The 26,688-nt window shown below is 36.5% G+C and carries 14 protein-coding genes; 2 read left to right on the forward strand and 12 right to left on the reverse strand.

Features of this window, described 5'->3' with window-relative positions:
• Positions 1 to 27 precede the first annotated feature (27 nt).
• Positions 28 to 1,182, reverse strand: a complete 1,155-nt coding sequence (locus EV197_RS09800; protein ID WP_130286577.1) for an MFS transporter — start codon at positions 1,180 to 1,182, stop codon at positions 28 to 30.
• A gap of 10 nt (positions 1,183 to 1,192) precedes the next feature.
• Positions 1,193 to 3,409, reverse strand: a complete 2,217-nt coding sequence (locus EV197_RS09805) for a bifunctional alpha,alpha-trehalose-phosphate synthase (UDP-forming)/trehalose-phosphatase (RefSeq protein ID WP_130286578.1) — start codon at positions 3,407 to 3,409, stop codon at positions 1,193 to 1,195.
• Positions 3,410 to 3,503: 94 nt separating this feature from the next.
• On the opposite strand from EV197_RS09805, the gene EV197_RS09810 reads away from it, so the two are divergent.
• Positions 3,504 to 5,306 (forward strand): glycoside hydrolase family 15 protein, encoded by a 1,803-nt coding sequence (locus EV197_RS09810; protein ID WP_130286579.1) that lies wholly within the window; start codon positions 3,504 to 3,506, stop codon positions 5,304 to 5,306.
• Between the two features lie 2 nt (positions 5,307 to 5,308).
• Here the strand turns inward: EV197_RS09810 and EV197_RS09815 are convergent, their stop codons facing one another.
• The 8 genes from EV197_RS09815 to EV197_RS09850 form a co-directional block, all read right to left on the reverse strand.
• A complete protein-coding gene (locus EV197_RS09815) occupies positions 5,309 to 6,352 on the reverse strand; it encodes a mechanosensitive ion channel family protein (protein ID WP_242610717.1) in 1,044 nt (347 codons plus the stop codon).
• A 293-nt stretch (positions 6,353 to 6,645) separates the two neighbouring features.
• On the reverse strand, positions 6,646 to 8,901 hold the full coding sequence (locus EV197_RS09820; protein ID WP_130286580.1) for a starch-binding protein: 2,256 nt from the start codon (positions 8,899 to 8,901) through the stop codon (positions 6,646 to 6,648).
• Between the two features lie 663 nt (positions 8,902 to 9,564).
• A complete protein-coding gene (locus EV197_RS09825) occupies positions 9,565 to 11,376 on the reverse strand; it encodes an acyl-CoA dehydrogenase family protein (RefSeq protein WP_130286581.1) in 1,812 nt (603 codons plus the stop codon).
• An 88-nt stretch (positions 11,377 to 11,464) separates the two neighbouring features.
• The gene (locus EV197_RS09830) at positions 11,465 to 12,655 is read right to left on the reverse strand and encodes an acetyl-CoA C-acyltransferase (protein WP_130286582.1); all 1,191 of its coding nucleotides are present in this window, start codon (positions 12,653 to 12,655) and stop codon (positions 11,465 to 11,467) included.
• A gap of 45 nt (positions 12,656 to 12,700) precedes the next feature.
• Entirely contained in the window at positions 12,701 to 15,106 is a 2,406-nt protein-coding gene (locus tag EV197_RS09835) for a 3-hydroxyacyl-CoA dehydrogenase/enoyl-CoA hydratase family protein (protein WP_130286583.1), read from the reverse strand.
• 87 nt (positions 15,107 to 15,193) lie between these two features.
• Positions 15,194 to 15,652, reverse strand: a complete 459-nt coding sequence (locus EV197_RS09840) for a MarR family winged helix-turn-helix transcriptional regulator (RefSeq protein WP_130286584.1) — start codon at positions 15,650 to 15,652, stop codon at positions 15,194 to 15,196.
• Between the two features lie 180 nt (positions 15,653 to 15,832).
• Positions 15,833 to 17,605, reverse strand: coding sequence for an AMP-dependent synthetase/ligase (locus EV197_RS09845; RefSeq protein WP_130286585.1), 1,773 nt, complete (start codon positions 17,603 to 17,605; stop codon positions 15,833 to 15,835).
• 207 nt (positions 17,606 to 17,812) lie between these two features.
• A complete protein-coding gene (locus EV197_RS09850) occupies positions 17,813 to 20,206 on the reverse strand; it encodes a M14 family metallopeptidase (protein WP_130286586.1) in 2,394 nt (797 codons plus the stop codon).
• A 228-nt stretch (positions 20,207 to 20,434) separates the two neighbouring features.
• Between EV197_RS09850 and EV197_RS09855 the strand changes: the two genes are divergently transcribed.
• Positions 20,435 to 21,031 carry a DUF4136 domain-containing protein gene (locus tag EV197_RS09855; protein ID WP_130286587.1) on the forward strand — a complete coding sequence of 199 codons (597 nt, stop codon included), beginning with the start codon at positions 20,435 to 20,437 and terminating at the stop codon, positions 21,029 to 21,031.
• Between the two features lie 75 nt (positions 21,032 to 21,106).
• Here EV197_RS09855 and purL read toward each other — a convergent pair whose 3' ends face one another.
• Complete coding sequence (gene purL / locus EV197_RS09860; protein ID WP_130286588.1) at positions 21,107 to 24,778, reverse strand: phosphoribosylformylglycinamidine synthase; 3,672 nt, start codon at positions 24,776 to 24,778, stop codon at positions 21,107 to 21,109.
• Between the two features lie 136 nt (positions 24,779 to 24,914).
• Positions 24,915 to 26,684, reverse strand: coding sequence for an endonuclease (locus tag EV197_RS09865; protein WP_130286589.1), 1,770 nt, complete (start codon positions 26,682 to 26,684; stop codon positions 24,915 to 24,917).
• Positions 26,685 to 26,688: the final 4 nt, after the last annotated feature.

Consider the following 26,688-nt stretch of genomic DNA (forward strand, 5'->3'; position numbering starts at 1 on the left):
GTGCTGGTGTCTTTTTGTTAAATGTACTTATTTTCTAAATATATAAAGCCCAATTATGGGGCCAATAGCTAGCAACATATATGAAAATTGAGACGGAATGATCCCCATAGTAAAATCCAACAATTGAATACTAAAAATCGTAATAGCAAAACCAATACAGTTTACAATAGTAAGTCCAGTGCCGCGATACTCTGCGGGAGCTGCGGTGGCCACTATTGATGAAAATTGAGGAGAATCTGCGATGACTACCATTCCCCAAATACAAAGTAAAATAAGAAATGGAATAGGTGGCACTAGAAATAGTAAAGGTGATAACAAACAAAATAAGCCTGAAAGCGATAAGGAAATAAAAGCAACTTTTCTACTTCCAGCTTTAATAGAAATTATACCTCCAATTGCACAAGAAACAGCTCCTATTCCTATAATAATAAAGGACCAAAAGGATACTGGTAAAACTACTCTATTGATATTTGTATAGGTTTTTAGTAGGATAGGTACAAATCCCCAAAACGCATAGAGCTCCCACATATGACCAAAATAACCTATCGCAGCTTTTCTAAAATTGGTAATGCTAAAGAGTTCGCTGATAACGCCTAACTGCAATCTTCTAACAGGTTTTCTATAAGGTCCATCTGGAACTAAAACTAATAATAGAATTCCGCCAAACGAGGCAATTACCGAGGTGCTTATAATTACCGTAGTATAGTCGTTAGTCCAGGTAATTGCATTAATAAAATGTGGAAAAGCGGTTCCAAGCACTAAGGCTCCAACTAAGAATCCTAAAGCTCTTCCTAAACCGTGTTGAAAGTAATCGGATGCTATTTTCATACCAACAGGGTAGATACCTGCCAAAAAGAATCCGGTAGCGAATCTAGCGGTTAATAGATTAATAACATTATTATTTGGGATTAAGATGGTCAGGTTGCTGATCGAGGCTAACAGCGCACAGATCATGAAAATTTTAGAAGGCGAAAATCGATCTGTGATTGTTAGTAACGCAAAAGTCAACGTTCCAACAATAAAACCAAATTGAACAAAGGAGATCAAGTAGCCTAACAAATCGAAAGAGGACTTTATTTGTGAAGCCAATTCATCTATCACAACATTACCAGCAAACCACAATGAGGTGCATAAAAATTGCGAAATAATGATGATAGGAAGTATGTAGAATTTGGATTTCAGCGCGTTACTTTTAAGGAGCTAAGGTAGCAAAATCTTTTAATAGCTGATGTACCTGGTCGGTGTCCTCCACATAGTACTTTGCAACTGTTTTTTTAAGTCCAACTTTGATCGTATGTGTTTGCTCTGGTAATTCTTTAAACATATACTCATCCGTCCAGTCATCTCCAATAGCTAACACAAAATCATACTTTTGTTTAATTAACATTTTGGCAGCCGATTTACCTTTATTTATACCACTAACCTTTATCTCTATAACTTTGTCACCCTCAAGTATCTCCAAATTATGATTAGCGATCAAATGACGAATTGTAATTTTTAATTCGTTTGCGCGGTTTTTTCCAAGATCAGGATCAACATTTCTAAAGTGCCATGCTAAGGAATAATTTTTTTCTTCGATTAATGAGCCAGGAGTCCTGTCAGTAAAGGATTCTAATACGGGTAATATAGACTCAAACCAAGTGTTATTCGCACTTTCCATTTGCTCCCAGTCTTTATCCTCCTCTTTTAACCAGGCTCCGTGTTCCGTAATTAATGTGTAATTTTTATGACCAAACCATTCATTGAACGTTTTCTTATCTCTACCGGTAATCAGTATTAATTTAGTAGTAGAACTTTTTTGTAACTGATCTAAGATCGTATAGATCTTTTCTGTGGGTTTCGCATCAGCAGGGTTTTTCTTAAAGGGTGCCAATGTACCATCATAATCCACAAATAAAATACTGGATCTGGCATTTTTATACGCTTTAAGTATGTCATCTTGTAAGGTATCCGATAGTTTTTGCACAGCATATTTTTTGCTGACCTGTTTAGTGCTTTCTAGGGCTTGCATAAAGTCTTTTGCCCATTTTTCTACATTATAACGTTTTAATCTCTTCTGCAGAGCCGTATTCCTTTTGATCTGTTCTGCCTCCGGCATTTCTAGCGCGTATTTTAAGGTATCCGCTATCTCTTCAAAATTGTTAGGGTTGATGATTAAGGCTTCACTCATTTCGTTGGAAGCACCTGTCATTTCCGAAAGTATCAACACACCTTTTTTGTCAACTTTAGACGCTATATATTCTTTGGCAACTAAATTCATTCCATCACGAATAGGAGTGAGGAGTGCTACTTCGCTCGATGTATAAAGGTCTATTAAATTATCAAAAGGTAGCGATCGATAGAAATACCATATCGGTGTCCAGCTTACTTCAGCAAATTTTCCATTAATACGACCAACTAATTGATCTATTTCGTTTTTTAGCCGTTGATATTGAGGCACCTCAGATCTCGATGGTACAGCAAGCATCACTAGTCTAGCTTTTCCTTTGAACTCAGGATATTTTTCAAGAAAATATTCAAAAGCTCTAAGCCGGTTTGCTATTCCTTTGGTATAATCTAATCGGTCGATAGATAGAATAAGTTTCGCTTTATTCGTATCCGCAAGGTGTTTGTCAATCTCTTGCTGAATTTCTGATCGTTCTTTGTTACTCTGTTGATTATGAAACTTAGCGGTATTGTAAAATTTGTCATAGTCTATTCCCATAGGGAAAGAATCTACTTTAACTACTCTATTTTCTAAGTTTACGTTGTTAAAACTGATTTCGTGCCCTAAAATACGCTGTACGGAGCTCAAAAAGTGTCTTTCGTAATCATAGGTGTGAAAACCGATAAGGTCAGAGCCTAGTATTCCTTCTAATAGTTCTTCTCTACAAGGAATCGTTCTAAAAACCTCATAGGAAGGAAATGGAATATGCAAGAAGAAGCCGATAGACACATTTTTCCTTTTTTTTCTAATTAGTTTAGGTAAAAGTAATAATTGGTAATCGTGCACCCAGACGGTGTCTCCGTCTTCTATCTGATCCAATACAACATCGGCAAACTTTTGATTAACTTCTTGGTAGCTTTCCCAGGTGCTTCTTTCAAACTCAGTATACTCCATAAAATAATGGAATAGCGGCCACAAGGTATTATTGCTAAACCCATAATAAAAACCATCTATATCTTCTTTGGATAAAGCAACTCCTACACATTGGTGCTCTCGCAACGCAGTATTTATTTTCGGTTGAAGTGATTGCTCATAAGATCCTTCCGTTAATCCACTCCAACCAATCCATATACTGTTATTACCTGAATGGACAGATTTCATCCCCGTTGCTAATCCTCCAACACTGGGTATGGTTTCAATTGAATTATCATGGATTTTTAATTGAAGTGGTAATCTGTTTGAGATAATGATAGTTTTACTCATAAATGTGGTTAAAGTTGGTTCTTTCTTTTCGAATTTTGTTAAATTTCGCAAAACATAATTAAAAAAACGGCTATTTAAAAGAATTTTAGGATTTATGAATAACCTCGACTATGGAATAATCGGTAATTGTAAAAGCGCTGCTTTAATCTCTAAATACGGCTCATTAGATTGGTGCTGCTTGCCTAATTTTGACTCTTATTCGGTTTTTGCAAAAATTTTAGACGAAGAAATAGGTGGGAGTTTTGAAGTCATTGTGTCTGACGATTATGAAATTTCTCAGAAGTATATCCCTAAAACTAATATACTGGTTACTGAATTTAATAACGGAACGGATGTATTTGAGTTTATTGATTTTATGCCAAGGTATCGCAACGAGGATGGTTCTTTTTATGCGCCACCAGATATTGTTAGATATGTAAAGTTAATTGCCGGGAAACCAAAATTTAGTGTAAAGTATGATCCTAGGTTAGAGTATTCTTTAGGGAAGACAGAAAAGGAGGTAAAGGATAATTTTATAAAAAGTGTTACGAATGAAGAAAAGTATGATACCCTTTATTTGTACTCTGATTTAGATTATGACAGTATTCTCAATTCTAAAGAAATTGAACTTACCAATCACGCCTATTTCGTGATCAGTTATCACGAAAAATTATTAGAACAGTCGTTAGAACGGTGTTATTTAAAATTACAACGCACCAGAGTATATTGGTTAAATTGGTGTGATAATACTACTTCTTATGAATATTATAATAATGAAATACTAAGAAGTGCCTTAGTATTAAAATTATTAAGCTATGATAAGTCCGGTGCTGTTTTAGCCGCAGCTACAACCTCTTTACCAGAGACCATAGGGGAGGTGAGGAATTGGGATTATCGTTTTTGCTGGATACGAGATGCCTCGATGGTGATCAAGGTAATTTCTAATCTTGGGCATAAACGATTAGCGCAAAGGTTTTTGCAATTCATTATCGATATTATACCTGATAAGGATGAGAAGATCCAAATCATGTATGGTATCAATGGTGAAAAGAAATTAACCGAAAAAACCTTAGATCATCTTAAAGGCTATAAAAACTCCAGTCCTGTACGTGTGGGTAACGCAGCCTATCACCAAAAACAAAATGATATTTACGGGATATTGATGGATGTCATTTACCAACAGTTTGCTAAATTTGATTGCGACTTAGACAATAGCGAAGGATTATGGACCATCTGTAAAAGTATTGTGCACATCGTTAATGTCAATTGGCAAAAGCCAGATAAAGGAATCTGGGAGTTTAGGACAGAAGAACGACATTTTACCTTTTCAAAATTACTGTGCTGGGTTGCAGTAGATCGAGCTATTAAAATTGGGGAGCAGATCAATAAAACGATCAATAATGAAAAATGGACAAAACTTCGCAATAGAATTTACGAGGATATCTATAAAAATGCCTGGAACGAAAAGGTCAATGCATATACCCAGTCTTATGGCTCTGAGGATTTAGATGCCTCTACCTTACTGATGGAGTCATACGGTTTTATTGATGCCAGTGATGAACGATTTATTAACACGGTTAGAGCTACTGAAAAAGAATTATGCCACGATGGCTTAATGTATCGATATAAAAATAAAGATGATTTTGGTTTACCTTCTTCTTCTTTTACTATATGTAGCTTTTGGTTTATCAATAGCTTGTATAAAATTGGAGAACATAAAAAAGCCAAAGAATTATTTGATCAACTTTTATCATACAGTAATCATTTAGGATTATTTAGCGAGGATATCGATTTTAGAACTAAACGTTTATTAGGTAATTTCCCACAAGCATACTCTCACTTAGCATTGATAGAAACAGCAGCCAATTTTTCTGGAGGTTTGACCAAGGAAGAAAAATTTATCGAAAAAATGCATTAATCTTAAGAGGAAGAATCCATTCTAACTGTAGTTCTGGGAATGCTTTCAGGGAATTCTTGTTGTATGTATTTAATCAATTCCTCTCTAACGTGTACCCTAAGATCCCAGGCAGTAGGAGAGTCATCAGCACTCATTAAAGCTCTTATCTCTACATTGTCTTTGGCGGCATTGGTTACTTGAAGCACATTAACTTCTTTATTCCATAGGGGGGTATTCTCTAGAATATTAGTTAGTTTTCCTCTTAATTTATCAAAGTTGACATTATAATCGGTATAGATAAAAACTGTACCCAGGATGTCAGATGTAGACCTCGTCCAGTTTTGAAAGGGTTTTTCAATAAAATAGGTGGTAGGTACCACCAATCTTCGTTTATCCCATATTTTAATGACCACATAGGTTAAGGTTATTTCTTCTACAATTCCCCATTCTCCTTCAACAATCAAAACATCATCTAAACGAATTGGTTGCGTAAATGCAATTTGAATACCAGCCAGTAGTGTTCCTAATGCTTTTTGAGCAGAAAAGCCAACGATAATTCCTGCCAATCCAGCTGAGGTTAATACACTTACACCTATTGATTTTATTTTGTCAAAAGACATTAAAGCGATTCCTATTGCCAAAAGAACAATAATAAATGTACTGATTCGCTCTAAGATATTAAGCTGTGTAAGTACTTTTCGAGCTTTTAGATTATTTTTTTTACTAATGTTATATCGTTTAAAAATTTTATTTTTTACCACTTTTATAAAAACCAATATCGTCCAGGTAACGGAAATAATGAATAGGAGTGTGGCTACTTGCTTGGTATACCCAAAATTAAATTCTTTAAAAAATGCTTTAACGGATCTAAATTGAAGAAATGTAGCTAGCAAAAATATGATTAGGGGAGCGGTTACTTGCTTTGCAAAAGTAGTTGGTAAATAATATTTTGGATCTTTACCTATCTTTTTGAGAATAAACTTAATGGTTATAAACGTCAAGACTAAGATTAAAAAAACAATAGATGTTTTTTTTAGTAAATCTGGATCTAAAGCCATTAATTTCATAGGCAGGTGTATTTGTTTTTGGGTTGTTTAGTAGTTTGCTATAGTGTCGCAGTCTACTCATTATTTTAGAATTAAAAAAATTAATGTCTTTTAAATGTATGTGTTCGTTTAGCTGAATATAGAGAATTATGAATTTAACAGTAAAAAACGTAATCTGTTAATTATAATGGGGTTATAAAACTGTACTTTTTGAATATTATCAATTTCACTTTTAGTTCTTTATGAACTAAATAACAAAAACAGCTATGAAAATATCATAGCTGTTTGTTTCTGAGTAAAGAATCAACGTGGATTTAATTTTTAATCACTTTGATTGATTTAATTACCTTGCCGTTTAATGATATGGTTACAAAGTATAACCCTGATTCAATAGAAGGTGGAAATTTTAACTGCTTTTGTAGCCTTCCTTTTTTTACTGATTTCGACAACAGCTGATATCGCTGACCCAATAGATTTGATATAAAAACTTGTAATTTGCCTTGTTCAGGTATTGTTAGATAAAGAGATGTATTGGATTGCAAGGGATTTGGGATAACTTTGGCGTCAAACTCACCTTGTAAAGCGGAGTTGCTTTTATTCTCTAAGATTGAGCAGTCTGTAGGGCAGTTGCCAGACCAAAAACCAGTGCTTTTGCCATTGGTACTACCGGTTATAGTAAACCATCCATCAACGCCACGTGTCAAATCTACGGTTTGTTGCCCTGAGCCATTATTAAACACAACTCCTATTGCATTTGAATCAATTTCTGCAGGTTTATTGATTGTAAAGAATGCCCAGGAAGTATTGTTAAGGTCATCCATTTGACTACCCGGCCAACTTGGAGTTCCGGATAGGGTAGTGTTCGTATTTTTATTGTATAGATAGATGTTAGCAGTACCCCAATCACTATTTGGTTTTTGGAAATAATATTGTACAGTACTAGATTGGAGTGAACTACAGTTTGAAGGGCAGTTGTTGCTCCAGTTACTGTTTTTGTACCAACCGTCTGTACTTCTAGCCAGGTCTGTAGTTTGGTTAGTGCCATCATTAAAAATCACCCGTAGATTTGTGGCAGTTACACCAGCTGGCGGAGTTACGGTAAAGGTATACCAATTGGTATCGTTAGTATTGGTCATTTGTTGACCTGGCCAGCCGTTGGTGCCGGGTAGGGTAGTGTTAGCACCCGCATCAAAGAAATATGCATTAATAGGAGCATTCCATCCTTGAGGTTTATAAAAATGAACCGTATAGGGAGGTACAGCTTCTTCAGGTTCTTCGTCCGTATTTGTCCATACTGCATACCCGTTCCCCGATGTTTGTAAACTCCAACCATTGCCATTGGGGGACCAGTTGGCATCTCCTATTTTCATTGCTACCCTACCGGATCTTCCATCTATATATGCTGCATATAAATCATTGCGTGCTTCAACAATATTGATGGTAGAATTAGCGTGTAAGCGTACGCTTTTCCTTACTGCGATTAAATCTTTTATCGCTTCTTGTATTCCGGATCCTGCGTCAAAGAAATGAGTCCAAAATATCATAGGATTACCAGGATGTGTTAAAATGTAAGCATATCCCTTTCTGAGGTTAGTTTCGCCTCCAGGAAAAACATAATTAGACCCACAGCATTGTTGTGCTGCTCCCGTATCATGATTATCCAAAAATGTTACGGATTTACCTGGATTTATACCAATCATTCCGGATGGCCTTCCTTGTCCATCTCTGAGATAGGATAGATTATTATCTCTAATAGCATTTTGTAAGGATACTTTTGTGTTGAAATCAAATGCTGAGGAAGACTGCTGCGTAAAGTTGACCCAGTTGTTCGTTTGAATTCTGCTGCTTTCTAAAAGCTCTCCTACAGCAAAATAAGGATCGGTGGCATCATTATATTCTTTATTATAAATAGGATCGTAACCGTGAACGAAATCATAGCGCCATCCATCAAATCCTAAGTCGTTTTTTAAAAAACTCATCCAGTTCTTAATTTCTTGTCGTACCTCAGGGTTTTGATGGTCTAAATCTCTAGCTGCGGCATAGGTACCATTAGAACCGTCTGCTTTCAAGGTAGTTCCAGGGACATAATCTCCATTGATGCTAAATTCTACTGGGTAGTTGACAAAATTTCGTCCTTCGTCATCTGCAGTGATAAAATATGTCGGCCAAGCTGGGTTCGTAAAGGTAACTGCATCATTGGTACCTACACGATGGTTTACTACAATGTCGCTTAATACTTTAATGCCTAAATCGTGATATTGATTTATCAAATTGCGCAGCTGGCTTTCTGTTCCGTAAGAACTATTGAAATTATATAATTCTCGAGGAAGGTAGCCTTGAGGAGATGCTGCGTTACTTGGTGGTGGCATCCAAATTACATCAATACCTGCTTCGTTAATTGCAGTGCTATTTTGACTAACTACATCGTACCAGGTAATTCCAGCGGGTTGATTTTGTACATTCCAGTCAAAGGCCTGAAATAATACATCTTCGTCTTGTGCTATGCTTAATAGGGGAATAAGTAAGACCCATGCAAGGAGTACTAATCTTGTGATTTTTTTGAAATTCATTTGTGTGAAATAAAATGGGTTAAAAGAATAATTTTGAAGAATTAGCTAAACAAGTCAAGGACGCTATAGGTATATTCCGTACGAATAGGTTTCCAGGAATACCCAATGGAACACCCGATTTTAGATATATTATTCGATTGGACATTTTTTAAACCAATAGTGAGCCGGCTATATTTGACTTAAATAGTTTAGCATTTTTAGGAGAAAACTGGGATTACGTTTTAAGTTTTTTCCTTTTATACATACCCGCAGATAAGAATTGAAATTCAAGCGATGTTAACGGAACGAAATGTTTCGTACTGTTGAAAGTAGCTTTCATAATTTGATAATTTTAGGTTATTAAAAGTGTTTCTTGTGTTGTGTTTTACCCAATTTATTGCTAAATATTCAATTTTCAGAACGTCAATTGGCACTACAACGATTTCGTGTTGATAAAAAATTATATTTTATCGCCAACAAGGAGTTCAAGATTTTAGCCTTTTAAAATTATGATAAGAAACTAATGAGCGATTTTATAATTCGTGAAGCAAGAGTTGTTGCTTAGAGCGTTAGGTAAGTAAAATAAAAAACCGTCTTTTTATGGAAAGACGGTTTCTTAAATCAAAATTAAACAACTTTTTCCCTTATTTTATGCCTAAGGGCACGGCCGCAATATTGGATTTGTTATGCTATAAAATATCCGTTTTCTTCAGCTATTTTATCTGCAATTTTTGTTCTTAACTCAACCACATTTGGCTGGTTAGTATATTTAGTGAATCGCTTTAATCCCATTAACATCATACGTTGCTCATCTCCTTCTGCGAAAGAAACAATTGCTTCTTTAGCACGCTGTTGGATAAGATCTACGGCATTGTATAAGTATAATTGAGACATTGCTATTTGAGTAGCTTGAGACTCTTCACCAAAACGCTTAGCATTTTTCTCAGTTCTTAAGATAGTAGACTCTGCCATATAGATTTCAATTAAAATATCAGCAGCAGCTAGTAATAGTTGTTGGTGCTCTTCTAATTTTGGTCCGTACTTTTGTACTGCAGAACCAGCAACCATTAAAAATACTTTCTTAAGTTGTTCTACGATCGCTTTTTCTTCTGATAATAATGCAGAATAATCAGGAGTATCAAAAGAAGGAATTCCTGTTAATTCTTCACCTACTTTTGTTGCAGGTCCTAATAAATCAACGTGACCTTTCATTGCTTTTTTAACAAGCATACCAACAGCCAACATACGATTGATCTCATTAGTACCTTCGTAGATTCTAGAAATACGAGCATCTCTCCAAGCAGATTCCATAGGAGTATCTGCAGAGAATCCCATACCTCCAAAAATTTGAATTCCTTCGTCAGTCGTTTTCTGAACATCTTCAGAAACAGCTACCTTAAGAATAGAACATTCGATAGCGAATTCTTCTACCCCTTTTAATTCTGCTTCTTGGTGAGAGTTACCTTCTTCTTGGCGGATTGCTATTCTATCTTCAATATCTTTTGCGGCTCTATACGATGCAGATTCATCCGCATAAGTATTGGTAGCCATTTCCGCAAGTTTAGCTTTAATTGCACCAAAGTTTACGATTGGCGTTTTAAACTGAACACGCTCATTAGCATACTTAGTTGCTTCACCAACGATTCTACGTTGTGCATCAAGACAAGCAGCAGCTAACTTAATACGACCAACGTTTAAGGCATTCATAGCGATTTTAAATCCGTTACCTCTTTCGGATAACATATTTTCAACCGGTACCTTAGTTTCGTTAAAGAATACCTGACGTGTAGAAGAAGAGTGGATACCTAATTTTTTCTCCTCATCTCCTAAACTGATTCCATTAGAAGGATCGTTTTCTACAATAAAACCTGTAATATTTTTATCATCTTCAATACGAGCAAAAACGATAAATAAGTTACAGAATCCAGCATTAGAGATCCACATTTTTTGACCTGAAATCAAGTAATGTTTACCATCATCAGATAAAACTGCTTTAGTTTTACCACTGTTGGCGTCAGATCCTGCTCCTGGCTCAGTTAAACAGTATGCACCAAACCACTCGCCGGTAGCTAATTTAGGTACGTATTTTTTCTTTTGTTCCTCGTTACCATATAGGGTGATAGGCATTGTACCAATCCCGGTGTGAGCTCCAAATGCAGTACTAAAAGATCCAGTAGCACCCGAGATGTAATCACATACTAACATAGTAGATACGAATCCCATTCCAAGTCCATCATATTCCTCAGGAACAGCAACACCTAAAAGACCTAGCTCACCTGCTTTTCTCATACACTCTTCCGTATATGCATAATCCTTTTGTTCGAAACGCTCCCAATGTGCCCATAGCTCTCTGTCTACAAACTCTTTGGTACTGTCTCTCATCATTTTTTGCTCCTCAGAGAAATCCTCTGGAGTAAATACATCTTCACATTTTGTTTCTTTTACAAGAAACTGACCTCCTCTAATAAGATCCTTTTTTATCGTTTCTGTACTCATTTTTATAAAATTTAATAGTTACTTAAAATAGCGTAGTAAGGCGTCATCTTCGTTTTCTTACTACTCAATTTTAATATTTGTAATTTGATTAGTTTAAAAATTCAAAAATTCCGGCAGCACCTTGACCAGTACCTACACACATAGTTACCATACCGTACTTACCTTTCATATCTCTTTTGCGCATTTCGTCAAATAACTGAACAGATAATTTAGCTCCTGTACATCCTAGTGGGTGTCCAAGTGCAATAGCGCCTCCATTAACATTGACGATGTCTTGGTTAAGACCTAATTCTCTCATCACAGCAAGTGATTGCGAAGCAAAGGCTTCATTCAATTCTATCAGTGCAATATCATCTTGCTTCAATCCAGCTTGCTTTAACGCTTTTGGAATCGCTTTAACTGGTCCTATACCCATGATTCTTGGTTCTACACCAGCTGCTGCATAGTTAACTAAACGTGCGATGGGCTCTAGATTTAATTCTTTTACCATTTCTTCGCTCATTACCATTACAAAAGCTGCACCGTCACTCATTTGCGAAGAGTTACCCGCAGTTACACTACCACCGGCAGCAAATACAGGTCTTAGTTTACCAAGAACCTCCTTACTTGTTCCAGCACGTGGTCCTTCGTCTTTAGAAACGGTATAGGTTTTTGAAGCTTTTTTACCTTCTTCGTTTACATAGACGTGTTCTACATCGATAGGTACGATTTGTTCTTTAAAACGATCTTCTGCTTGAGCTTTTAGCGCTTTCATGTGTGAGTTGTACGCAAACTCATCTTGATCTTCTCTTGATACTTTGAATTGCTTAGCAACTGCCTCTGCAGTTAATCCCATTCCCCAGTAGTAGTCCTCATGTCCTTCTTTGGCTAGTGCATAATCAGGGGTTGGTTTGTAACCTCCCATAGGGATGTATGACATACTCTCTGCACCACCAGCAATGATACAATCAGCCATACCAGCCTGGATTTTTGCAGTAGCAATACCGATAGTTTCAATTCCAGATGCACAGTACCTATTCACTGTAACTCCTGGAACGTCTTCTACTTTTAATCCCATTAGTGAGATTAAACGTGCCATGTTAAGTCCTTGCTCAGCCTCAGGCATTGCATTACCTACAATGACATCATCAATTCTTGATTTGTCTAAACCAGGCAGCTCGTTCATCATATGCTCAATGGTCTCTGCAGCCAATTCGTCTGGTCTTTTAAATCGGAACAGTCCCTTAGGTGCTTTACCTACTGCTGTTCTATATCCTTTTACTATATATGCTGTTTTCATTTTTTTCAGTGTATTTTTTTAGCTAATAGATTTAAGTACTGGCTCTTAATTACGTAAAGGTTTACCTTTTTTAAGCATGTGCTCAATACGTTCTAACGTCTTTCTTTCTGTACATAACGACAAGAAAGCTTCTCGTTCTAAGTCTAGTAAATACTGTTCAGAAACTTTAGTTGGTTCAGAAAGATCTCCTCCCGCCATTACATAAGCTAATTTATTAGCAATCTTTTTATCATGTTCTGAGATGTATTTCCCTGCTTCCATAGAGTCTGTTCCTACTAAGAACATACCTAAGGCTTGTTTTCCGAGTACTTTAACATCTTTACGCTTCACAGGCTGTGTGTATCCTTGTTCAGCAAGAAGCTTAGCATAAGACTTAGCTGTTGCTATCTGGCGATCTTTGTTGACTACAACAATATCTTTACCCTTCTGTAGGATATTAGTATCGTAAGCCTCATACGCTGAAGTAGACACCTTAGCCATTCCAATAGTTAAGAAGTGTTCTTGCAATACGTTTAGCTCCACATCGTTCTTTTGGAATAGGTCCGCAGCACGTAATGCCATTTCTTTGGAACCACCCCCTCCAGGGATTACTCCAACTCCAAATTCTACTAATCCCATATAGGTTTCTGCAGCAGCAACTACTTTATCTGCGTGTAGCGAAAGCTCACATCCACCACCTAAAGTCATACCGTGTGGTGCTGCAACGGTTGGGATAGCAGAGTAACGCATACGCATCATCGTATCCTGGAAATACTTCACCGCCATATTAAGCTCATCATATTCTTGCTCAACGGCCATCATAAAGATCATTCCAATATTGGCACCCACAGAGAAGTTAGCAGCCTGGTTTCCAACTACAAGTCCTTGAAAGTCTTTTTCGGCAATGTCAATAGCTTTATTGATACCTGCTAAAACATCTCCACCAATAGAATTCATTTTACTTTGGAATTCTACGTTAAGGATGCCGTCACCAAGATCTTCAACAACTACACCACTATTTTTAAATACTTCAGCAGATTTACGAATGTTATCTAAGATGATAAATGCATCCTGTCCAGGTACTTTAACCTGTTCTTTCTTAGGAATGTCGTAATAATACGTTGCTCCATCTTTAACAGAGTAGAAAGAAGTACTACCTGCAGCAACCATTTCATTAACCCAAGCAGCTGGCTCGTGTCCTTCTGCTTTCATCAATTCTAATCCTTTTTTCACACCTACAGCATCCCAAATTTGGAAAGGACCATGTTCCCAACCAAAACCTGCTTTCATCGCATCATCTATTTTGTATAGATCATCTGTGATTTCTGGGATTCGATGTGAAACGTAAGCAAATAAAGCAGCAAGGTTTTTTCGGTAGAATTCACCCGCTTTATCTTTACCGTCTACTAGTACTTTAAAACGATCGATTACTTTATCGATGGTTTTAGTCATTTCTAGCGTAGCAAAAGATGCTCTTTTTTTACTTCTATATTCTAAGGTGTCTAAGTCTAGAGATAAAATCTCTGAAGACCCATCATCATTTTTTACTTTTTTGTAGAAACCTTGACCTGATTTGCTTCCTAACCATTTGTTCTCCATCATCGTGTTGATGAAGTCTGGAAGCCTAAACAGCTCGTGGCGTTCATCATCAGGACAGTTGTCAGCAATACCGTTAGCAACGTGCACCAATGTATCTAAACCTACTACATCTACTGTACGGAAAGTTGCTGACTTAGGTCTACCAATTACAGGACCTGTTAGTTTGTCAACTTCTTCAATAGTCATCCCCATATCTTTTACCATATGGAATAAACTCATAATACTGAAGATACCGATTCGGTTACCTATAAATGCAGGAGTATCCTTAGCAACAACTGAAGTTTTTCCTAAGAATTGTTCACCATATCCGTTTAAGAAATCCAATACATCTTGCGAAGTTTTTGGACCTGGAATTATTTCAAATAACTTTAAATATCGCGCTGGATTAAAGAAGTGTGTTCCGCAGAAATGTTTCTGGAAATCTTCGCTTCTTCCTTCACTCATAAATTTAATAGGTATACCTGATGTATTTGATGTAATCAGAGTACCTGGGGTTCTATGTTTTTCAAGGTTTTCAAAAACCTGTTTTTTAATATCCAATCGTTCTACAACAACCTCGATTATCCAATCTACATCAGCAACCTTTTGGATATCATCCTCAAGATTACCCGTAGCGATTCTACTAGCAAATGATTGATGATAGATAGGTGAAGGTTTTGACTTTAATGCAGTAGTAAGAGAATCATTTACAATTCGATTACGTACTGCTTTATCTTCTAATGAAAGACCTTTAGCCTTTTCTTTATCATTTAGCTCTCTGGGTACAATGTCTAATAATAATACTTCGACGCCAATATTAGCAAAATGACAAGCAATCCCTGATCCCATAATTCCTGAACCAATGACTGCTACTTTTTTAATGATTCTTTTCATTTGTTGTTAAAAGTTATTTTAGTTGTTATACCGATTTGTTATGTCAGTAAAAATTACCTGTTTTAAATGAAACTTAATTGTAATTTCTTATCCTTTAGTTGATGTTTCCTTGTTTATATAAATCTTTTTTGAAGCAATCAGATCATTGATATTCTGCAATACTTCAAAAAATACTTCTAGCTTGGTAGGTGAAATGGTATTCTTTACGGCATTGTCAAATGCAAAGACAACATCCTTTGAATAATTTCTCATTTCTTTACCAAACGGGGTGAGGTAGATTAATACACCACGACCGTCGTGAGGATTCTTTTTTCTAAAAATTAATCCTTTTTCTTCCATAACTTTTAGGGTTCTGGATAGGCTAGTAGCTTCCATTCCCATTTTTGGGCCAAGCGAAGTAGATGGGGTTCCATTTTCGGGGTCAATACTGATCAAAGCAAATCCGGTCGCCATAGTGCTTCCTTTTTTGCCTGCTTCTTCATTATACATCTTAGCCACAGACATCCATGTAGCTCTGAGGGCATAATCAATTGTTTTTTCTCGCATTCCGATTTTCTTTCGATGTAAAGGTAAGAAAATTTACTATGCATGCATAATAAATTTTTTAAAAAATTACGAATCAAAGAAGGAATTTACGTTTTTCTGAGGAATTAATAAAAAAACTCCTCACAAAATGAGGAGTTTAACAATTAACAGTTAATATGTTAAAGTCTATAGGGTTACAAATTAATTATAGATTTTTTGATATAAATCTTGGTATTTGTCCTTGATTATCCGTCTTTTAAGCTTCATCGTAGGGGTAAGGTGCCCTGCTTCGATACTCCATTCGTCAGCGGTTAATTCGAATTTTTTAACACGCTCCCATTTTCCGAATTTCTCATTATGCTCGTCGATTTCTTCTTGATACCTATCGATAACCTTTTCGTTTTTTATCATTTCTTCATTTGAGGAACCTATATCCAAGCCTTTGCGTTCTGCCCATTCTCGTAAAAACTCGAAATTAGGTTGTACAAAAGCGGCTGGCATTTTTTCTCCTTCTCCGATAACCATAATTTGTTCGATAAATCTAGATTGCTTCATGGCATTTTCAATTAACTGCGGCGCTACATATTTACCACCAGAAGTCTTGAACATTTCTTTTTTACGGTCGGTAATCTTCAAGAATCCTTCACTGTCAATTTCTCCGATATCACCAGTGTGGAAGTATCCATTTTTAAGAACTTCGTCTGTTTTTTCTTGATCCTTATAATATCCTATCATAACCTGTGGACCTTTAACTAGGATCTCTCCGTCTTCTGCGATTTTCACTTCTGTGTCGGGTAATAATTTACCTACAGTACCTATTTTAAAGCCTTTATTTCTTACATCATTAACAGAGATCACAGGTGAGGTTTCGGTAAGTCCGTATCCTTCCATTACTGATATACCCGCTGCATTAAATACTCTAGCTAATCTAGGTTGTAACGCGGCACTACCCGAAGCAATTACTTCTAAGTTTCCTCCCAAAGCTTCTTGCCACTTGCTAAAAATTAATTTTCGGGCTATTCCCAGTTTCTTTTCATACCACCAACCGTTAGCACCGTATGGCTCATATTCTAAGCCTAATTCTACAGCCCAAAAGAATAATTTTTTCTTAAGCCCAGTTAAGTCTGCGCCCTTAGCAATAATTTTGTCGTATACTTTTTCTAGTAATCGAGGAACCGCAGTCATTACTTGTGGTTTCACTTCTTTAAGATTGTCACTAATAGTTTCCAAGGATTCTGCAAAATGTATTGAGATCCCTAGATACTGGTAGAGGTACATTAACATTCTTTCATAAATATGACAAACAGGTAAAAAGCTCAAGGATTTTGCCTGACCCGGTGGAATAGGAAATCGTGTAGAACTTGCAATCGCGTTACTTACTACATTTTTATGCGTTAGCATTACACCTTTGGGTCTACCTGTGGTTCCAGATGTATATATTAAAGTTGCCAGATCATCTTCTTTTACATTGGCCATTAAAGCTTCAACTTCAGATTGATTACTGTCATCCTTACCTAATTCTAATACTTCACTCCAGTTTTTACAACCGTCGATGTCATCAAAGGAGTACACTTCTTTTAATGAAGGTACATTTGCTTTAATATTATTTACTTTTTGAAATACCTCTTCATCAGAAACGAAGCAATAGGTCGATTCTGAATGATTCAATACATATTGATAATCTTCTTCAGAAATAGTAGGATAAATAGGTACATCTTGTGCACCTAATTGTAGTACTCCGATGTCTACTATATTCCATTCTGTTCTGTTGTTTGAAGAGATGATTGCAACTTTGTCGTTTGGTTTAACGCCTAACCGTAATAACCCCCTACTAATTCGGTTTGCCTTTTCTATGTATTCTTTGGTAGATGTAGCCACCCATTTACCTTCATACTTAGTCACTAAAGCCTTATCTAAATCATATTTTTCAAGTTGATAATATGGAAAATCAAATAAACGCGTAATTGTTGTCATAGTTTTTTTAGATATTATTTAAGCTTTTTTATTGTTAAACGCATATATAACAAGAAAACATCTTTTTTCTCATTAATCCCTATTTTATTTACTATGCGTGCATAGTTTCGCAAATTATAAAAAATAATATAATCCACAACTCTAATATATAAAAAAACCGGTATAGAATTGCGAACCTTTTAATTATTTATGAATTCTATTAGTGTATTATAGTTTTATTACTTTATAGTTTTTTTCTGCTTTATCTTGCTGTATGTTAATAAAATACACTCCATTGGCTAGACCATTTAAAGTTATATCGCCAGATTCTGTAATTTGTTTTGTAGGAACTACAATTTGTCCATATATATTATACACAGTTGCATTAGCCTTATCCTCAGAGGCTAATGTAACATGCAAGATACCCTTGGTAGGGTTTGGGAACAGACTGATGTTGGATTTGTTGATATCCGCTACGTTTAAAGGTTCTTCTTTAATTATTTTTAGTTCTAGATCGTCAAAATAAAATCCGTCATTTTCTACGGCTTGATCAGAAACAAGTACAAATCTAATGTTGATACTTTTTCCTAAATAATCACTAAGATTAACTTCTTCTTTGATCCATTCTTCTTGAAGCCCATCGTACAAGGGCTCTCCTGTAGGTTGCCCTGAATTTGTACTACCCGAGTTCGTATGTTTTCCGCATTGGGGTATCCAATTGCTTCCACCATCTTCTGATACCTGAAATTGCACATAGTCCCAGTTATTTTCAATATCCCATTTAGCAAAAAATGAAACTTTAGCGGTAATAGCTTCTGTAAGATCAATAGTGTTAGTAAATTGTATTGCATTATTTTGATTAGGATTATAATCACCACCAGGTGAGTCGGTTATGGAGCTTACAGCAGAAACATAGGTTGTATTAGTAGTTCCCCAACTGTCGCTATTAAATTCATTGAGGTTATCTGCTGAATTATCAACAATCGTTTCGGTTTTACCGTATGTTTTAGTAACTGTTATTGCCTCTGTTAGCGTACCTGTATCTAAAATTAATTGATACTCCACAATATCTCCATAGTTGATGGAGTTGTTTAGATTAATGATTATTTGATCATTGATTGGAGATCCAAACGATAAACTGGTATATGATTTCGCATCGCCTACTGATTCAATATTAGCACTAATAGGGTTTACAGATACTTGAAAATTACCGGTACCACTAACTCCTACATTCTCTATTGTATAAGAAGCATTAAAGGAGGGATTGTCCTCGATATAAGCCGCACTAGTATCACTTAATTTAGCATAATTACCGGCAATTTTGGCAGCAGCTAGGTTCAGGTAAACCATTTCTTTGCAGATACCAATGATTTCGCTAGAGGCTGGCCAAAATTCATCTCCTATCTCTGGGGTAAAGGCAAAAACCTTGGTATGTGTACCAATAGTGCCATACATAAAATCATCAGAATCCCCAGCTGCTGGATATAGTCCTGCCGAGATGATGTTGTTATATCCGTTTTGTGTAACCATAATTGCAGATATTTGTTTGTAGTAATCATCGTCTGGTGTAGGAGCATTATCCGTATAACCAAAAGGATAGAGTAGGAGGTCTCCAAAGGTATGATTGTTCAATGCTACGCTAAAATTGTGTTGCTCTACAAACCATTTCATAGCTTGAGTTTCTACTTCAGAAAAAGGCGTAGCACCTCTGTAGGTGTCAGAACTCGTATTAGGCGAAGCTCCTTGACCTCCCCAAACTGAAGAAGAAGCGTCTCCGGTAGGATAATAATCATAATTTCTATTCAGATCCACCCCATGAGTATTATATCTATTTTTTCGCCATAAACCGCCCCCATTGGGATTGGTTTTTTCGTTATAAAGATAGCCATCAGGGTTCACTACGGGTACGAAATACAATTCTGTATGGTCCACAATTTGTTTAACTAGTGGATCGGTTTCATAGTTTTCTAACAGATACCACATATAAAATATCAATTGAGATAAGCTTGCTGGTTCCCTGGCGTGGTGAATCGCGTCATATAAAACTTCTGGCTCATCTTCATCTGTATCCGGCTTGTCAGAAATTTTAACCCATTGTAATTTGTTTCCTCCGATGGCTGGAGTTGTTGAATTATCCGGTGTTCCTTCTGTTGTAAAGTTACCGATGTCAAAGCGTGCTGAAATAAGATTGGGATACAAATTATGCATCGCATCCAGGTTATCTAGCATTTCTTGATAAGTTAAATAACCACCCATGGATCCTAACGAAAAGTTAGTAGGGGTAGGGTAATCTATCGGAGTAGTTACGGATGGACAGTATAGATTTTTTTCAGAGAAATCGTTTGATTTATTTCTTTTTATAAAATCAGCTTCGGCATCCTCGATAAGTATTTTTACCTCAAATCCGGCTTCCTTGATCATTTTTATTTCTTCGTTAGAAAAATAGGATATAAAAAAGGTGTTTGCTTTATGTACTCCGTGATCTAAAGGAATTCCCTTAGCTGTTAAACTTTTTAAATCTCCTTGGTTTTGATAATATATCTTGACTTTACTATAATTCGGTTTTTGTTGAGAAAACCCTACAAAACTTAGTAATACTAGTGCAAAAAGAAGTTTTTTCATTTGATAATCAATGATGGAATTTGGTGTTAAAAGTAATCATATTTCAAAAAGTAAAATCAAGATCTTCTTATAATTCAATTTGCTAGTCGCAATTTTCATATCGTTTTTAGATAATTTTTAATTAAAATTAAAAGATTTTAAGTTGTTTTTGTTAATCTAATACTAAACAGTAACGTTGAATAATATAAGGCTTAGAACTATTGTATCTTATTGTAAAACAAAACAATTATGAAAACTAAGATAATATCGGTTACTGCTATTTTTAGTATATTACTTACGATAGCTTGTGGCCCAACAGTTGAAACGGTAAAAACGACAGATAAGTCTTTAGATAAATACCAAAGCTTTGCATATTTACCTAATAGCAATTTTGAAAATAGTGATATTGGTTACGATGATCCATCTGTAGGTATTTCAGTAATTAATGCAGTAAATCAACAAATGCAAAAAGCGGGTTATGAGTTGGATAGAGAAAAACCTGATCTTTTAGTTTTAATCAGAACAAAAGTTTCTGTAGATGTGGTTAAAGACACCGAACCGGTTTATGCTACATATCCATATACTTATAGATCACCGGTAAGTCCTTTATATGATCCATATTACTATAATTATTATTTTGGTTATGGAAATACCATTGGGTATACTACAGATACTGATAAATATAAGGATGGAACTTTAATTGTTGATCTGGTAGATAGAAAAACTAAGAAAGTTGTATGGAGTGGAGCGGCTTCTGATGAAATTTATCAATTGCAAGAGTCAAAAGCTATTGCGGAGTATGTAGATGATTTGTTTGAAGACTTTCCCACAGTAGCTGGATACTAGGTCTCATATAAACTAACAAATAATAAAACTGCGGAGCATGTCTGATAAGATGTTGCTCCGCAATTTTAATTATAGTTATTGATTTGTTTTTTCAATCCAAAGTCTTGCATTAACAAAAGCTTCAAGCCATGGAGAAACTTCGTCTTTTCTATTTGTAGGGTAATTTGCCCAGTTCCATTGAAAGATAGAACGTTCAATATGTGGCATCATCACCAAATGTCTTCCTGTTTTATCACAAAGCATCGCAGTGTTAAAATCAGAACCGTTAGGATTTGCAGGATAACTTTCGTAACCATATTTTGCAACGATATTATATTCATTTTCCGCCAATGGCAGGTTGAATTTTCCTTCTCCGTGTGATATCCAAACACCAAGTGTGCTTCCTGCTAGTGAGGATAACATCACCGAATTATTTTTTTGTATCGCAACAGAAGTAAAACCACTTTCGTGTTTATGAGAATCATTATGAAGCATTTTGCCGTGTACCTTATGCTCTGGGTTGATCACTTCTAATTCCATAAACAACTGGCACCCATTACAAATACCTACTGACAAGGTATCTTCGCGCTCAAAAAACCTTTTTAGTGCGTTATTTGCTTTTTCATTATATAAAAAGGCTCCGGCCCAACCTTTTGCAGAACCTAAAACGTCACTATTAGAAAACCCACCAACAGCACCGATAAATTGAATATCTTCTAATGTTTCCCTGCCGCTAATCAAATCGGTCATGTGCACATCTTTAACATCAAAACCAGCGAGATACATCGCATTAGCCATTTCGCGTTCTGAGTTACTTCCTTTTTCTCGGATGATGGCCGCTTTTGGTCTTGGTTTTGAAGCGTCAATTATAGGTTTCTTACCTGTAAAATGGTCAGGGAAGGAATAGTGAAGCGGTTGTTGATCAAAGTTTTGATAACGCGCTTCCGCTAAGTTATTAGCTGTTTGTTTTTGATCTAGTAGGAAAGATGTTTTATACCACACTTTTCGGTATTTTGAAACATCAAGATCGATAGTGTAAGGTCCATTATTGATGATTAACGACTCTCGATCAATTGGTTTGCCAATCTTAACATACGAAACTCCATTTTCATCAAAAACTGAGGATAAATCGACATCCTTTTTTGCTTGTAAAACAATCCCGGCATTTTCTGAAAACAATAATTTGATTGTATCAGGTTCTTGCACAGCTGATAAATCTAGCATAGCCCCCAGATTTTTATCGGCAAAGCACAACTCTAATAAAGTAGTGATTAAACCTCCAGATGCCACATCGTGTCCGGCAGCGATTTTGTTTTCTTTTATTAACTGCTGAATAGTGTCAAATGTATTTTTAAAAGCCTTTACATTTTTTATTGTTGGTGTTTTTTCACCAATTTTATTCAATACTTGAGCAAATGAAGATCCACCTAGTTGATGTTGATCGCCTGAAAGATTGATGTAAAATAGTTCACCTTCTTCTTTTTGTAGAACAGGCTCTACAACCTTTGTAATGTCATTACAATTACCGGCCGCAGATATGATGACAGTTCCAGGAGCAATAACTTCATCATTAGGATATTTCTGTTTCATGGAAAGTGAATCTTTTCCAGTAGGAACATTGATTCCTAATTCAATAGCAAATTTTGACACAGCTTCCACAGCTTTATACAATCTGGCATCTTCACCTTCGTTTTTGCAAGGCCACATCCAGTTAGCAGAAAGCGAAATCGATTTTAATCCCTCTTTTAGGGGTGCCCAAATGATATTAGTAAGGGCTTCAGCAATTGAATTTTTACTTCCTGCATCTGGGTCAATGAGCGCAGAGATAGGAGAGTGTCCTATACTAGTTGCTATACCTTCTTTACCTTTGAAATCTAACGCCATTACGCCGCAGTTATTTAAGGGCAGTTGTAGTGGTCCTGCACATTGCTGTTTTGCCACTCTTCCTCCAACACATCGATCCACTTTGTTGGTCAACCAGTCTTTACAAGCTACAGCCTCAAGCTGTAGTACTTGCGTTAGGTAGTTTTCAAGCTGATCTTCGCTATAGGTTATCGCGTCATATGTCCTTTTGATATCGGTGTCTTCGAGTATTGTTTTTGGTGAGCTACCAAACATATCCGATAATTCTAAATCCATAGGTTTAGCCCCTGTGGTTTTTGACTCAAAAGTAAAACGGTGATCTCCGGTAACATCTCCAACCTGATACATTGGAGAACGTTCTCGATCTGCAATACGCTGCAGGATATCAATATCTTTTTTACCGATTACTAATCCCATACGTTCCTGAGACTCATTACCTATAATTTCTTTTGCAGAGAGTGTAGGATCGCCAACCGGTAATTTATCTAAGTCAATATGACCACCTGTTTCTTCCACTAGCTCGGATAAACAATTAAGGTGTCCACCAGCTCCGTGATCGTGGATAGAAACAATACTATTATGATCGCTCTCCACCATACCTCGAATTGCGTTGGCGGCTCTTTTTTGCATTTCGGGGTTGGATCGTTGTATAGCGTTTAATTCAATACCGCTACTAAATTCTCCAGTATCTGCTGAGGATACAGCTGCTCCTCCCATACCAATTCTATAATTATCTCCACCGAGAATAACAATTTTATCTCCGGTTTCCGGGCGGTCTTTAAGTGCTTGTTCATTTTTTCCATAACCAATACCTCCTGCAAGCATTATTACTTTATCAAAACCTAATTTTCGAGCTTCTTCTTGATGCTCAAAGGTTAATACAGATCCAGAAATTAGCGGTTGACCAAACTTATTTCCAAAATCGGATGCTCCGTTTGAAGCCTTGATTAAAATATCCATTGGTGTTTGATATAACCAAGCTCTCTCTTTCATTGCTTTTTCCCAAGGTCTGTTTTCTTCTAACCTAGAATAGGAAGTCATATATACTGCGGTACCAGCGAGCGGTAATGATCCTTTACCACCAGCTAAACGGTCCCTAATTTCTCCACCTGAGCCAGTTGCAGCCCCATTAAAAGGTTCAACTGTAGTTGGAAAGTTATGTGTCTCTGCTTTGAGTGAGATTACACTTTCAAAATCTTTTTCTTCATAAAAATCAGGTTTATCGGCTGATTTTGGTGCAAATTGTACTGCTTTAGGTCCTTTTATGAAGGCAACATTATCTTTATAGGCAGATACAATATCATTCGGATTCGTTTCTGAAGTCTTTTTTATTAATTTAAATAGGGAAGAGGGTTGCTCTTTACCATCAATAATAAAAGTACCATTAAAGATTTTATGCCGGCAATGTTCTGAATTTACCTGTGAAAACCCAAACACTTCAGAATCGGTAAGTTTTCTACCGATACGCTTGCTTACCTCTTCTAAATATTTTACTTCTTCTGGGTTTAGTGCAAGTCCTTCTTTATCATTAAAAGCGGCAATATCATCAATTTCTTGAACTGCTTCTGGCTGGATACCAATGGTAAATATTTGCTGATCCAGCTGTTTATACTTTTGAGATAACATAGGGTCATAATCCGTGTAGTCTTCTGCTACCGATGTGAATTCTTCAATCCTGATGATATCTTCAATACCCATATTTTGGGTGATTTCTACAGCATTGGTACTCCAGGGAGAAATCATGGTTGCACGAGGACCAACAAAAAAAGCGTCAATAGACGCCGATGTAAGTTTTTCTTGATTCCCAAAAAGCCAAGTTAGTTTTTTACTGTTTTCTTCAGAGATTTCTTTCGTGGTTTGAACTACAAATACTTTCTCTTTTGGATTTCCGAAGAAGTGGATCATAATCCTATATGGTTTTAATGTTTCATTAAGTTGCAAAAATACTATTTTCTTGGAATTATAATGCTAAAAGAACTTTTGGGATACCAAGAAATTATTAACCAATTTCATAAAAAAAGGAGGCGTAATGCCTCCCTGTTTATTTTACGATTAGTTTTTGTATTGTCGTGGCATTACCGACAGTTAGCTTTACCATAAGCATTCCTTTAGGTAAGTCCATTATTTTGGTTCCTTGCTTGTTTGCAGGTAAGTCAGCGCTTAGAATAACTTTACCTAACAAATCAAAGATCTGGAGCGTTCCTTTTGCAGTAAGTATTTCACTACTGATATAAATACTTCCTGAAGATGGATTTGGATGAATTTTAATGGAAGATAATTCATTTTCATCAACAGAGAGTAGTTCAAAACACTTCCAACTCAAATCATCTATAGAAACTCTATCACTTGGACTAGCTTTATCAGTAAGAACAATGGACACCGCACCTTCGATATCAATATTCGAAATCGTTGTGGTTTGCTCTGTATCGCTATAAGGAATAGTCCCTACAGCCGTACCATTAACTCGAACGGTAAAGGTTCCATCTCCTCCACTAAACACTCTCTTGGTTGTAATGGTAAGTTCGCTGATCCCATTATTGGTGGTTGGTGCAGTTAGTGCTCCATCCCTGATTGTAATTGCAGCTCCGTTTAAGGTTTGATCCGTTCTGGCATCTGTGGCAGTCCAAGTCCCTCCACCATCACCGGTCCAAGTACGAGTTTCGTAAGAGGAAGCGCTAGTTCCTAAGTTGCTAAAGGTTTCGCTACCACAGATTTCATCGTTATTATTATTTGGTAGGGTGGTTCCATTGACCGCCTGGCTCAAATCAGAACTATTCCCTGCCTGATCTTTAGCCAATACTGCAAGCGCGTATGTGGTGTTAGGAGTTAGACCTGAAACCGTTGTATTGGTAGTATTCGTTGAAGTATTCAATGCTCCATTTACATAAATGTCATAAGCAGTCACAGCTATATTATCCGTGGAGGCTGACCAACTAAGGTCTAAAGATGAAGTGGTTTCATTGCTTACTACTAAATTATCAGGTACTGTTGGTGCTTCAGTGTCCGTATTAAAAATCCCCCATCTATCTTCAGCATTGGGCCCACCCCAGATAAGAGTAGCCAAGTATGGATTGTCAATAAATGGGTTTCGATTACCCTGAGCGTAGGTGTCATTACTATCGTGATAATTGTTTCTATTATCTTCAATTAGGGATACAGGATCTTCTGCATTCCACTCCAAGAATAAATCGATCATATCATCTGGAGTAGCAGCGTTACTGCCTACACCTACAACACTTGGTAAACAACGATCTCCGTATCGTATGTACATAAACATCATCATTCTGGCCACATCACCTTTCCATTCATCCCCTGGGTACCAGTTCCCTTGCGCTGTTGTACCTGAATTTCCGGATCCGTCCGCAAAAGCTTTGTTTCCGCGATCTCCATTTCGCTGCACATCGGTAGGTCTAAGATGATGCGCATCAGCACCTGGTCCTTCTGAGCCTAAATTTGGGTTACCCAGCGACCGTGGATAGGTGTGCTCTCTATTCCAGTCTCCTACATTACCACCATTCATCGTTTTTGACCTTGATCTATCATTGGTTACATCCGCATCGGAGCCATCTTCCCAACCGTACAACAAAATTACATTATTGGAATTATTTGGGTCTTCGTCGGTAATTCTACTGGCTTCCCAAACTCCAGGAGTATAGGTTAAAAAATTAGTATGTGTATTGGTAACTTTTGTAGCCAACTCGCTTTTTAAAGCAAGTCCGGTTAATGATAAATTTACATCATCATAATAAGCCTGTTGTGCATAGCAATAAACGCTAAGTAATAACGCAACAAGAATTGTAATTCTTTTCATTTCA

Source organism: Aquimarina brevivitae (assembly GCF_004216895.1).
In the GTDB taxonomy this organism is placed as follows: Bacteria; Bacteroidota; Bacteroidia; order Flavobacteriales; family Flavobacteriaceae; genus Aquimarina; species Aquimarina brevivitae.

What these genes read in the sequence shown, in the direction of transcription:
- EV197_RS09805 (WP_130286578.1), bottom strand. Translation starts at nt 3,409, where the DNA reads ATGAGTAAAACTATCATTATCTCAAACAGATTACCACTTCAATTAAAA.
- EV197_RS09810 (WP_130286579.1), top strand. Translation starts at nt 3,504, where the DNA reads ATGAATAACCTCGACTATGGAATAATCGGTAATTGTAAAAGCGCTGCT.
- EV197_RS09815 (WP_242610717.1), bottom strand. Translation starts at nt 6,352, where the DNA reads ATGAAATTAATGGCTTTAGATCCAGATTTACTAAAAAAAACATCTATT.
- EV197_RS09820 (WP_130286580.1), bottom strand. Translation starts at nt 8,901, where the DNA reads ATGAATTTCAAAAAAATCACAAGATTAGTACTCCTTGCATGGGTCTTA.
- EV197_RS09825 (WP_130286581.1), bottom strand. Translation starts at nt 11,376, where the DNA reads ATGAGTACAGAAACGATAAAAAAGGATCTTATTAGAGGAGGTCAGTTT.
- EV197_RS09830 (WP_130286582.1), bottom strand. Translation starts at nt 12,655, where the DNA reads ATGAAAACAGCATATATAGTAAAAGGATATAGAACAGCAGTAGGTAAA.
- EV197_RS09835 (WP_130286583.1), bottom strand. Translation starts at nt 15,106, where the DNA reads ATGAAAAGAATCATTAAAAAAGTAGCAGTCATTGGTTCAGGAATTATG.
- EV197_RS09840 (WP_130286584.1), bottom strand. Translation starts at nt 15,652, where the DNA reads ATGCGAGAAAAAACAATTGATTATGCCCTCAGAGCTACATGGATGTCT.
- EV197_RS09845 (WP_130286585.1), bottom strand. Translation starts at nt 17,605, where the DNA reads ATGACAACAATTACGCGTTTATTTGATTTTCCATATTATCAACTTGAA.
- EV197_RS09850 (WP_130286586.1), bottom strand. Translation starts at nt 20,206, where the DNA reads ATGAAAAAACTTCTTTTTGCACTAGTATTACTAAGTTTTGTAGGGTTT.
- EV197_RS09855 (WP_130286587.1), top strand. Translation starts at nt 20,435, where the DNA reads ATGAAAACTAAGATAATATCGGTTACTGCTATTTTTAGTATATTACTT.
- purL (WP_130286588.1), bottom strand. Translation starts at nt 24,778, where the DNA reads ATGATCCACTTCTTCGGAAATCCAAAAGAGAAAGTATTTGTAGTTCAA.
- EV197_RS09865 (WP_130286589.1), bottom strand. Translation starts at nt 26,684, where the DNA reads ATGAAAAGAATTACAATTCTTGTTGCGTTATTACTTAGCGTTTATTGC.